Below are 12,187 nucleotides of genomic sequence, written 5' to 3' on the forward strand. Positions count from 1 at the left end.
GACTGCTCCCCCTAATTCCAGTTCAGGTGTGCGATCAGGGCCTCTGCGGCCTCCCGGAAACGGGACGCGACCCGTCGCACGGTCTCGGTGCGGTGCAGGTTGGTGCTGTGGTGCCATTCGACGAGGAGCTCTCCCTCGTCGGTGCGCTCGATCTCGAGGTGCAGCGCGTACGGACGCAGTCCGCCGCTGGTGCTCTCGCCGCACAGGTCACCCGGTAGTTCGTCGACGATGAGGCCCCTGACCTCGTCGTCGTTCACGGCGGCGTCCAGTGCCGCGGCCGTCAGCCTTTGCCCCGTATTTCGATGGTCAGACGGCCGCATCGCGGTGCCTGCACCACGTTCCTGTACTGGTTGTACAGGGGCGTGGGGCAGGTGCCGCGAGGTGGCCTGCTGAGCGTCGGAAGACGCGGTGAAGGTTGACGGCCGCGGCACTTGTCCGCCCGTGAAGTTGATGTTGATCTGACGGTCTGGTGCGGCGCGCAGGCGAAGCACCTCCGCGTCGTCGGCCGTCAGGTGGCGCAGCGCGCCGTAGCCGACTCCGTGCCGTGGCACGGCTTTCAGGCTTTCGCCCACTGCGGCGACGACTCCGGTGGCGTCGCCCAGGTCGTCGTGCCGGAGCACCACCGGGTGCACCGACGTGAACCAGCCGACCGTGCGGGACAGGTCCGTGCCCGGTGCCAGGCTTTCGCGGCCGTGGTGTTCGAGGTCGACGACGACGGTGTCGGTGCCGGCCCACTCCCCCAGCGTCTGCAGGAGTGCGGCCAGGACCACGTCGAGGACCTTCGCGTTCGGCAGCCCCGCGGCGCCGACGGTGACCTCTTCGACGGCGGCGGAGTCCTCGGTGTTGGCACCGGTGGCGTCGACCGGCAGCGTGAACGCGGTCTCCGCCTGCTCCAGCCAGTACGGCAGCTCGTCGCGGACCTCGGTGCTGTCCGCGAAGGCCGTGACGGACTCGGCCCACCGCCGGAACGACGTCGTCTTGGCCCCGAGGGGTTCGCCCTGGTAGGCCGCGTCGAGGTCCTCCAGCAGGATGTTCCAGGAGACGCCGTCGACCACCAGGTGGTGCACGACGAGGCCGAGCCACGACGGTTCCTCGCCGCGGTCGAACAGAACGGCGGCCACCAGCGGACCGTTCGCGAGGTTCAGCGAACGTTGCAGCGCGTCCATGTGCTCCTGGACATCGCCCTGGACGACCGTGAACGCCGCCGCCTCACCCGGCTCGGCGACGTGCTGCTGCCAGCCGTCGGGCCCGTGGTGCAGGCGGGTGCGCAGGGCGTCGTGATGGGTGACCAGGGTGTCGAGCGCGGCGGAAAGCCTGCCGGCGTCGACGCCCGGCGCGAGCTCGAAGAGCCCCGACCAGTTCCAGTGGTTCCGGTCGTCGATGGTGGCCTTGGTGAACCACCGCTGGATGGGCGTCAGCGGCACCGGTCCGGTGACCGGGCCCTCGTCGATCAGCACCGGGGCGGTGGTCACGGCGGCCAGTTCGGCGACTGTCTGGTGCGTGAACAGGTCGGCGACCGCGAGGCCGAGGCCTGCGGCACGGGCCCGTGCCACCACCTGCAGGCAGGCGATCGAGTCGCCGCCCAGGTCGAAGAAGTTGTCGTGCACGCCGACGCGGTCGGCGCCCAGCAGCTTCGTCCAGATGCCCGCCAGCGCCCGTTCCGCGTCGGTGCGCGGCGCGACGTACGCGCCGTCCGACTCCGGCGCCGCCGGTTCCGGCAGGGCTCGGCGGTCGAGCTTGCCGTTGGGCGTCAGGGGCAGGGCGTCGAGTTCGACGAACGCCGACGGCACCAGGTAGTCGGGCAGCCGTTCGCGCAGGAACGTACGCAGTTCGGCCGTGCCGGCGCTCGTGACCACATAGGCCACCAGTCGCTTCCCGGTTCCGGACGACGTGGCCACGACAGCCGCGGCCCGCACGTCCTCGTGCGTGCCCAGCAGTGCCTCGACCTCGCCGGGCTCGACCCGGAAGCCCCGGATCTTGACCTGCTCGTCGGCCCTGCCGAGGAACTCCAGCGTGCCGTCGGACCGCCAGCGAGCACGGTCACCGGTGCGGTACAGGCGTTCCCCGGATCCCGTGGGGTCGGGGACGAACCGCTCCGCCGTGAGATCCGCGCGGCCGACGTAGCCACGGGCCACACCGGGGCCGCCGACGAACAGCTCGCCCGCCACGCCCGCCGGCACGATCTGCAGCCACGGGTCGAGGACGTAGGCCCGCATGCCCGCGAACGGCGTGCCGATGGGCACCTGCGCGCCGATGTCGTCGAGCGTGTGGATCGTGCATGTCATGGTGGTCTCGGTGGGGCCGTAGGCGTTCACGATGCGCAGGTCCGGACGGCGTTCGCGAGCCGTGCGGGCGTGCTGGGCCTGCAGGGCGTCACCGCCGACCACGAGCAGGCGCAGGCCGTCGAGGACGTCGGGTGAGGTCTCGACCAGCTGGTGGAAGAGGCCGGTGGTGAGCAGGGAGGCGGTGATTCCGTGCTCTCGCAGGAACTTGCCGACGTCCATCCGTTCGGCGAGGTCCGCGGGGCCGACGACGAGGGTGGCGCCGTTGAGCAGTGCCAGCCAGATCTCGAACGCGCCGGTGTCGAAGCCGATGCCGGCGAGGTGCGAGACGACGTCGCCGGGCTCGACGCGCACGGCGGGGTCGGTGCAGACCCTGGCCACGCCCTCGTGGGTCAGCGACACGCCCTTGGGCACGCCCGTCGAACCCGACGTGAACAGCACGTACAGCTCGCTGCCCGGCCCGCCGGCGACGGGCAGTGATCCCCTGGCCTCGGGCAGGTCGAGCACGCTCGCGTCGAGCACGCGCACCCGAGGGATGTCGAGAGGCCACTCCCCTGCCGTGACAACGAGTCCGACTCCGGCCGTGCCGATCATCTGGGCGAGCCGGGCGGTGCCCTGGGCGGGGTCCAGCGGGACGTAGCTGCCGCCCGCGCCGATCACGCCGAGCATGGCGATGATCAGCTCGGCGCCGCGGTCCAGGTGGAGTCCGACCCTGGTGCCCTTGCCGACACCGTTGGCGCGCAACCATTCGGCCACACCCGAGGCCCTGCGGTCGAGCTGCGCGTAGGTGAGCTCGGTGCCGCCGCGTAGTGCGGGACGGTCCGGGTGTGCCACGACCTGACGCCCGAACAGCTCGGCCAGGTGGGCAGCCGGCATCTCGCGGGACTCCGACGAGCTCCACCCGAGCACCTCGGCGCGCTGGGCGGCGTCGAGCAGTGCGATCTCCCGCACGGACGTGCCGGGCAGCGCGGCGACTGTGGTGAGGATGCGTTCGAGCTGGTCCAGCAGCGCCTCCACGGTGGCGTCGTCGAACGCGCCGGTGGAGTACTCGCACAGCAGAGCCAGCTGGCCGTCGACGTCGACGACGAGCTTCAGCGGGTAGCGCCCCTGCTCCAGCAACGCGGGTGAGTCGAACTCGTCCGCGTCGTCACCGTCATCGCCGTCGTCGAACCCGCCGGGCAGGTTCTGGACCGCGACGATGCTCTCGAACAGCCTCGGCACACCGGCCACGCGCTGGATGTCGACCAGCGGCGAGTGCTCGAACCGCTGCGCGGCGACCTGGCCGTCCTGGACGGTCCGCAGCCACTGGTCGAACGGGGTGCGGTCGCCAGGGACCTTGATCCGCACGGGCAGCGTGTTGATGAACAGTCCGACGATGGACTCGACACCGGCCAGCGCGGCCGGGCGTCCCGAGACGGTGAGGCCGAAGACGACGTCGTCGTCACCGCTGTGCGACGCCAACAACAACGCCCACGCGGCCTGCACGACGGCGCTGATCGTGACGCGCTCGCGCCGTGCGAGTCCCTCAAGGGCGAGAGCGACGCTCTCGGGCAGTTCGCGGTGGCGCCTGCCCTGCTCCCAGTGCACACGGGTGGTGCGGTCGACCGGCAGCGCCGTGGGCGAGGTGAAGCCGTCGAGGTACTCGCGCCAGAAGTCGTCGGCGGAGGGCTGTTCCTGAAGCCAGGCGATGTAGTCGCGGTAGGGCCGCACCGGGGGCAGGGACTGTCCCCGGTAGGCCGCGAACACCTCGTCCCAGACCAGCGGGATGCTCCAGCCGTCGAGGTACAGGTGGTGGAACGTGAACACGACCCACTGGCGGTCGCCCCGGTCGGCCACGTACACCCGCAGCAACGGCGCCGTCGTGACGTCGAACCCGCGCCGCTGGTCGGCGTCGAGCAGGTCGTCCAGAGCGGCGGCAGGGTCGGCGACGGAGGTCCAGTCGAGCACCTCGAACGGGACGTCGACCCCGCCGATGACCACCTGCAGCGGTTCCTCGACGCCCTCCCACACGAACGCGCTGCGCAACGCGGGATGGCGGCCGACGACGGTGCGCCAGGCTTCCCGGAGCGCCGCCGCGTCGAGCGGCCCGCGCAGCTCGCGCACGTCCTGCGCCCAGTACACGGCGGTGTCGGCGGGCGCCTCCAGGACGTGGAAGAGCATGCCCTGTTGCATGGGCGACAACGGGTACGCGTCGACCAGGTCCGGCACCCGTGCCCGCAGGGGCTCCAGGTCGGCCAGCGGCTTCACGGTGACCGACGTGGCGGTGGCGACGCCCGTGTGGGCGGCGATCTGCTGGATGGTCTGGTGCGTGAAGATGTCGGCGATCTTCAGCTCCAGGCCCGCCTCCCGGGCCCTGGCGACGATCTTGAGGCTGACGATCGAGTCGCCGCCCAGTTCGAAGTAGTTGTCGTGGACGCCGACGCGTTCGACGCCGAGCACTTCCGACCACACCGCGGCGAGCGCGCGTTCGACGTCGGTGCTGGGCGCCTCGTGGCTCGCGGAGTCCGGCGCCTCAGGCAGCGGCAGTGCGCGCTTGTCGAGCTTTCCGTTGCTGTTCAACGGCAACTCGTCGAGCGGCACGATCGCCGACGGCACCAGGAACTCGGGCAGCCGTTCGCCGAGGAACGCGCGCAGGTCCGCCGGTTCAGCGGTGCCCACGACGTAGGCGACGAGCCGCTTGCCTTGCGGCAGCTCGCGAACGACCACGGCGGCGTTGGCGATGTCCGGGTGGCCGGCGAGCACGTGCTCGACCTCGCCCGGTTCCACCCGGAAGCCGCGGATCTTGACCTGGTCGTCGGTGCGACCGACGAAGTCCACCGCACCGTCGGCACCCCACCGCACCAGGTCACCGGTGCGGTACATCCGCGTACCAGGCGCGTACGGGTCGGGAACGAACCGCTCGGCGGCCAGGTCCGCTCGACCCGCGTAACCGCGCGCCAGACCGGTGCCACCGATGTACAGCTCTCCCGGCATGCCGACCGGCGTCGGCTGGAGCCAGCGGTCGAGCACGGAGAAGCGCAAGCCGCGCAGGGCATCGCCGATGGGCACGGTGGCCGGGCCCAGCCGTCCGGTGTGCATGTCGTGGAACGACGCGTACACAGTGGACTCAGTCGGGCCGTACATGTTGTAGATCGCCACGGACGGGTTCGCGTCGAGGACCTTGCGCGCCTGGACCGGAGACATGCCCTCGCCACCGGCGAGGACCTTGCGGTGCCCGGAGAAAACGCCGGGGTCGGTGTCCGCAAGCTGGTGGAACAGACCGGTGGTCATGAACGACAACGTGACGCCGTGCGCCGGGTAGAACGTGGCGACGTCCAGTCGCTCGGCGAGGTTCGCGGGAGCCACGGCGAGCGTCGCACCGCTCAGCAACGCCGTCCAGATCTCCCAGGTGGAGGCGTCGAACGACACCGCGGCCATGTGCGCCACGACATCGCCGGGGCGAGCGGCGACCGCTGGGTCGAGCACGACCCGCACGACACCTTCCTCGGTGACCTCGACGCCCTTGGGCACACCGGTCGAGCCCGACGTGAACATCGTGTAGACGAGCCGCTCAGGCAACGACTCCAGCAGGCCGCCGGGTTCGCCGTCGAGATCGGCCAGATCGATCACGCCAAGACTCGGTGCGTCCAGGGCGTAGTCGCCACGGGACACCACAAGTTCGACGCCGGCGGCGGTCTGCACGTCACGCAACCGGCCGTGCGGCAACGCGGGATCAAGCGGCACATACGTGCCACCCGCCTGCACCACACCGAGAATCGCGATGACGAGATCCGCGGACCGCTCGAACCACAGCCCGACCCGCGTCTCCGCACCGACTCCGGCGGCGCGCAGACCCGAAGCAACCCGAGTCACCCGCTCGCCCAGTTCGGCATAGGTCAGTTCACGGTCACCATCACGAACAGCCACCTCGTCGGCGAAGCGGCCGACTGCAAGACGGAACCGCTCGGCCAGCCCGACGAAGGGTTCGTCCACCACAGGACCCAGGCCCCACCCGGTGACGGGCGCGGGAGTCACCTCGCGCACGGCGGCGGCAGGCTGCCGGGCGGCGGCGGTGAGCACCTCGGCCAGCTGACCGAGCAGACGCTCCACAGTGGACGGGTCGAAGGCGCCGGTGGAGAAGTTGGCCTCGACCTTCAGGGTCGCCTCGAGGTCGACGGCGAGGATCATCGGGTAGTGCATCTGCTCGACCGAGTCGGTCGAGGCGAACAGCTCCTCGGGGTCCTCCTCGCCCTCCTCCGGCGCCTCGCCCTGCGGGTAGTTGCCGAAGACGAGCATGCTGTCGAACAGGCCACCGGTGGCCACGCGCTGGATGTCGGCGAGCGGCGTGTGCTCGTGCCGCTGCACGGCGACCTGGTTCTCCTGCAGTTCGCCGAGCCAGTCCGCGAACGACCGCTCCCACGCCACCTTCACCCGCACGGGCAGGGTGTTGATGAACAGGCCGACGATCGACTCCACCCCGGCCAGGTCGGCGGGACGCCCGGACACGGTCAGGCCGAACACGACGTCGTCCTCGCCCGAGTAGGCCGACAGCAGCACGGCCCACGCCGCCTGCACGACGGTCGACAGGGTGACGCGCCGGTCGCGGGCCAGGGCGACGAGTGCCGTCGTGACGTCGCGGGGCAGCGCCAGTTCGCGCCGGTCCTGGGCCCAGTGCTCGCGCACCACCCGGTCGACCGGCAACGGCGTCGCCGAGTCGAACCCGGCGAGGTACTCGCGCCAGAACGCCTCGGCCTCGGCGGAGTCACGCTGTGCCAGCCACGCGATGAAGTCCCGGTACGGCCGCACCGGCGGCAGCGACTCGCCCTGGTAGGCGGCGGTGACCTCGTCCCACAGCAGCGGGATGCTCCAGCCGTCGGCGTAGAGGTGGTGGAACGCCAGCAGGATCCAGTGGCGGCCGCGTCCGCTGGCGACGTGCACGCGCAGCAGTGGCGCGGTGGCGAGATCGCACCCGCGAGCGCGGTCGTCAGCGAGCAACTGCTCGACGGCGGCGTCGGGATCGGTGACGTCAGACCAGTCGTGCACCTCGAACGGCACCTGGGCATCGCCCATGACGACCTGGAGCGGCTCGCGCACACCCGACCAGACGAAGCCGGTGCGCAGCGCGGGGTGCCGATCGAGCACGAGCTGCCAGGCCGCGCGCATGGCGTCGACGTCGAGGTCGCCGGTCAGCTCCCGCACGTCCTGCGTCCAGTACACGCCGCTGTCCGGTGACTCGACGGCGTGGAAGAGCATGCCCTGCTGCAACGGCGACAACGGGTAGGCGTCGGTCAGTCCGGGCGTGCGCGCGACCAGAGCGTCCAAAGAGGACTGGTCGAGGGCCGCCAGCGCGACGTCGGACGGCGTCAGGCCGTGCGCGCCGGACCGGCAGTGGTCGACGATGCCGGCCAACGCGGCCAGGTAGGCCTCGGCGAGCCGTTCGATCGTCGAACGCTCGTGCAGGTTGGTGCTGTACTGCAGCTCCACGGACAGCGTTCCGTCGGCGGCCTGGACGACCTCGACGCCGAGCACGTGCGAGCGCAGGCCGCCATCACCTTCGGCGGGGCCGCACAGGTCCTCGGAGAGCTCGCGGGCGAACAGTCCCACGGCGTCGTCCTCGGCCGCGTCGACACCACCGAGGTAGTTGAAGACGACCGGGCGCGCCAGGGCGTTGCGGAGCTGCTCGTCCCGCTCGCGCAGGACGGTGTAGCCGACACCGCGGCGCGGCACGGCGCGCAGCTGTTCCTTGACCGCCTTGATGACACCGGCGACGTCCCCGAGGTCGGCGTGGTGCAGCCCGACGGGGTGGATCGCGGTGAACCAGCCGACGGTGCGGCTGAGGTCGATGCCGTCGGCGATCGCCTCGCGTCCGTGGCTCTCCAGGTCGATGGCGGCGGCGCCGGTGCCGGTCCACCGTCCGAGTACCTGGAGCAGTGCGGCCAGAAGCAGTTCGTGGCCCTGGGTGCGGTAGGCGCGGTGGGCGTGGGTGAGCAGCATTGAAGTGCGATCCGCGTCGAGGGCGACGCGAACGGACTCGGTCGAGTCCTCGGTGTTGGGGCCGTCGAGGTCGGTGGGCACAGGAGTCGTCGTCCGGACGACCTCACGCCACCAGGGCAGCTCGTCGCGCGGGTCGAACGCCTCCAGTGCGGCGGCCCAGTCCTGGTACGACGTGGTCTTCGGCGCGAGCGCGCCGGCGGAGTACGCGGTGTCGAGATCTTCCAGCAGGACGTTCCAGGAGACCGCGTCCACGACGTAGTGGTGCACGGTGAGGCCGAACCACGCGGGCTTGTCGCCGCGATCCACGTACACGGCACGCAGCAGCGGCCCGTTCGTGAGGCTCAGGGACGTCTGCGCCGTGGTCATGGCCGCGGTGACGGCCTCGTCCAGCGCCGCGCCGTCGAGGTCCGTCCTCAGCACGGTCACGAGCTCGGCGGTCTCGGCGGGAGCGTTCTCCTGGGTGTCGCCGTTCAGGCGCAGCCGCAGGGCGTCGTGGTGGGCGACGACGGTGCCGAGCGCGGCGCGCATCGTGTCCGCGTCGGTTCCCGGTGCCAGCTCGAACATGCCGGACCAGTTGAAGTGGTCGCGTTGCGGCAGGTTCTCGCGCAGGAACCAGCTCTGGATGGGCGTGAACGCCACGGGGCCGCTGACGGTGCCCTGGTCGACCGAGCTGGGCTCGGAGGTGCCGACGCGGGCGGCGAGCTCGTGGACGGTCTGGTGCGTGAAGAGGTCGGCGATCTCCAGCCGCAGCCCGGCGGCACGGGACCGCGAGACGATCTGGAGGCTGACGATCGAGTCGCCGCCCAGTTCGAAGAAGTTGTCGTGGACGCCGACCCGTTCGACGCCGAGGACCTGCGACCACACCTCGGCGAGCGTGCGTTCGGCATCGGTGCTGGGCGGTTCGTACGCGGTGGTGCTCTCGGGTGCGCCGGGGTCGGGCAGCGCGCGCACGTCGAGCTTTCCGTTGGTGTTCAACGGCAACTCGTCGAGCAGCACGATCGCCGACGGCACCAGGAACTCCGGCAGACGTTCGGCGAGGAAGGGCCGGAGGTCTGCCTGCTCGGCGGTGCTCACGACATAGGCGATCAGGCGCTTGTCGGTCACGATCACGGCGGCGTTCGCGACGTCCGGGTGACCGACGAGCACGTGCTCGACCTCGCCCGGCTCGACCCGGAAGCCGCGGATCTTCACCTGGTTGTCGGTGCGGCCAACAAAATCGACCGCGCCATCCGCACCCCACCGCACCAGGTCACCAGTGCGGTACATCCGCGCACCGGGCACGTACGGGTCAGCGACGAACCGTTCCGCGGCCAGGTCCGCCCGGCCCGCATAACCACGTGCGAGGCCGGTTCCGCCGATGTACAACTCTCCCGGCACACCGACGGGCGTCGGCTGGAGCCAGCGGTCCAGCACGTAGAAACGCAGGCCCCGCAAAGCGGTGCCGATCGGGACCGACGACGGCCCGAGCCGTCCGGTGTGCATGTCGTGGAACGACGCGTACACAGTGGACTCGGTGGGGCCGTACATGTTGTAAATAGCCACGGCTGGGTTCGCGTCGAGCACCTTGCGCGCCTGGAGAGGCGACATCGCCTCGCCACCGGCGAGAACCTTGCGGTGTCCCGAGAACACGGCTGGATCGGTGTCGGCGAGCTGGTGGAACAGACCCGTGGTCATGAACGACAACGTGACGTCGTGCTCAGCGAAGAGCTTGGCGACGTCCAGCCGCTCAGCCAGGTTCGCGGAGGCCACGGCGAGCGTTGCGCCGCTCAGCAACGCGGTCCAGATCTCCCAGGTCGACGCGTCGAACGACACGGCGGCCATGTGCGCGACCACGTCACCAGGCTCGGCGGTCACCGCCGGGTCGAGAACGACCCGCACGACGCCTTCCTCGGTGACCTCGACGCCCTTCGGCACGCCGGTCGAACCCGACGTGAACATCGTGTAGACCAGACGATCAGGCGTGGCAACGAGTTCCGGCCATTCGGCCGCCCCGGTCACCAGGTCGGCGAACTCGACGACGCGCGGACCGTCCAGGGCGTAGTCGCCACGGGACACCACCAGCTCGACGCCGGCGGCGGTCTGCACATCGCGAAGCCGGCCGTGCGGCAACGCGGGATCAAGCGGCACATACGTTCCGCCTGCCTGCGCCACAGCCAGGATCGCGACGACGAGGTCAGCCGATCGCTCGAACCACAGGCCGACCCGCGTCTCCGCGCCAACACCGGCGGCGCGCAGGCCCGACGCGACCCGCGCCACCCGCTCGCCCAGCTCGGCGTAGGTCAGCACGGAGTCAGCGGCACGAACGGCCGGCCGGTCGCCGAACTCGGTGACAGCCGAACGGAACCGCTCGGCCAGGCCGACGTACGGCTCGTCGAACGCGGGGCCCGTGCCCCAGCCGGTCGCCGGCGTCGGCGTCATCTCACGCACGGGCCGGTCAGGACCGGCGACCGCGGCGGCCAGCAGGGCCTGCAGCTGGTCGAGCAGCCGGGCGACGGTGGCCTCGTCGAACGCGCCGGTGGAGAACTCGGCCTCGATCTTGAGCGTGTCCTCCAGGTCGACCGCGAACGCGATCGGGTAGTTGACCTGCTCGATCGAGTCGAGGGCGCCGAAGCGGTCCTCGTCGCCGTCGCTCTCTTCGTCCTCTTCGGACAGCAGCGCCTGCGGGTAGTTGCCGAACACCACGATGCTGTCGAAGACACCGCTGCCGCGCGGCAGTTCCGACCACCGCTTGATGTCCGAGAGCGCGGTGAACTCGTAGCGCTGGACCGCGACCTGGTTCGCCTGCAGTTCCCCCAGCCAGTCGGCGAAGGAACGCTCCCACGACACCCGCACACGGACGGGCAGCGTGTTGATGAAGACGCCCACCATGGACTCGACGCCGGGCAGGTCGGCCGGGCGGCCGGACACGGTGAGGCCGTAGACGACCTCGTCGTCACCGGAGTAGGCGGACAGCAGAAGTGCCCACGCCGCCTGGATCACCGTGGACGGCGTGACGCGCCTGCGCCGGGCGAGGTCCATGATCGAGGTGGTCAGGTCCTCCGGCAGCTCGGCGCGGCGGCGTCCCTGGGCCCAGTGGTCGCGGACCGAGTGGTCGACGGGCAACGCCGTCGGGGCGTCGAAGCCGGCCAGGTAGTCGCGCCAGAAGGCTTCCGCCTCCGCGCGGTCGCGCTTGCCCAGCCAGGCGATGAAGTCGCGGTAGGGGCGAACTGGTTCGAGATCGGGGGTCGTGCCGCGGCACAGGGCGTCGTAGGTGGCGCCGACCTCTTCGAGGACGACGGGCACGCTCCAGCCGTCGCACAGCCCGGAGTAGAGGGCCCACACCATCCGGTGGTGGCTGGTGCCGTCGTTGATGACGTGCACGCGCATGAGCGGTGGCTTGGTGAGGTCGAAGCCCTGGGCGCGGTCGTGGGCGAGCAGCTCGTCGAGCGCGGCCTGCTGGTCGGTCACGGCGGTCCAGTCGTGCACCTGGAACGGCACCTGGAGATCACTCATGACGACCTGGAGCGGCTCGGGCACGCCCTCCCACACGAATCCGGTGCGCAGCACGGCGTGGCGGGCGACCACCAGTTCCCACGAGCGCCGCATGGCGTCGAGGTCAAGCACCCCGTCGAACTCGTAGAGCCCCTGCGCCCAGTAGACGCCCTTGTCCGATTGCGCCTCCAGGACGTGGAACAGCATGCCCTGCTGAACTGGCGCCAACGGATACATATCTTCGATCACAGATAAGCCCTCCCCTGACGTCATTTTTACACAATCGTCATTTGCTGGGTCAAGCGATTCGCGAGACGAGTCGCAGAACATTTGCATGAGGGTCGTTCGGCGGCCGTCATCAATTAAAAACGGCACGCCGAATAGAACCGTTCATCACCGTGTAATTCATTCCCCCAGATGCGCAGACCGCGGTGCGCTGGATGCCGCCCAGCTTGAGTTGA

Annotated in this window: 1 protein-coding gene; it reads right to left on the minus strand. The window is 70.5% G+C overall.

Annotated elements, in window-relative coordinates; translation table 11 throughout:
* Positions 1-11: 11 nt before the first annotated feature.
* A complete protein-coding gene (locus tag IG04_RS0107770) occupies positions 12-11,975 on the minus strand; it encodes a non-ribosomal peptide synthetase (protein WP_159460410.1) in 11,964 nt (3,987 codons plus the stop codon).
* Positions 11,976-12,187: the final 212 nt, after the last annotated feature.

Origin of the sequence: Lentzea albidocapillata, assembly GCF_000719115.1 — a bacterium.
Lineage (GTDB): Bacteria > Actinomycetota > Actinomycetes > Mycobacteriales > Pseudonocardiaceae > Lentzea > Lentzea albidocapillata.